Genomic DNA, 452 nt, shown 5'->3' on the forward strand with positions numbered 1-452 from the left:
TGTCACCCATCGTTTTGAGCGCGACGAAGTTAGCTCCGTGAGCGCAGAAGAGCACCACGAACAGAATGCCGCCGATGAGGGCGAACGGAGTGAACAAGCCCCAGAAGGAGGTCGTCACTAACGGCGCAGTGCCGCCGTCTGGGGTCGAGTGCGGGCCGACGGCCAGGCCGCGGACGAAGTTCGCGAAGCCGACGCCGAGCACCAAGGTGGGCAGGAAGGAACCAATAGTGGCCATCCAGTCGAAAGCGTTGCGCCACGAGGAGGACGGGTTCTTCGAACGATATTCGAAGGCAACGCCACGGACGATGAGACCGAGCAACACCAGTAGGAGTGGCAGGTACAGACCGGAGAACATCGTCGCGTACCAGCCGGGGAAGGCGGCGAAGGTAGCGCCACCGGCGGTCAGCAACCACACCTCGTTGCCGTCCCAGGTCGGTCCGATGGTGTTGACC

The 452-nt window shown here is 63.1% G+C and carries 1 protein-coding gene; it reads right to left on the bottom strand.

The window, feature by feature from the left end; genetic code table 11:
* On the bottom strand, positions 1 to 452 hold a 452-nt coding region (gene cydB / locus K5Q99_RS23185), incomplete at both ends, for a cytochrome d ubiquinol oxidase subunit II (RefSeq protein ID WP_220778150.1).

This window comes from Shewanella hafniensis (assembly GCF_019655335.1).
Lineage (GTDB): Bacteria > Pseudomonadota > Gammaproteobacteria > Enterobacterales > Shewanellaceae > Shewanella > Shewanella hafniensis.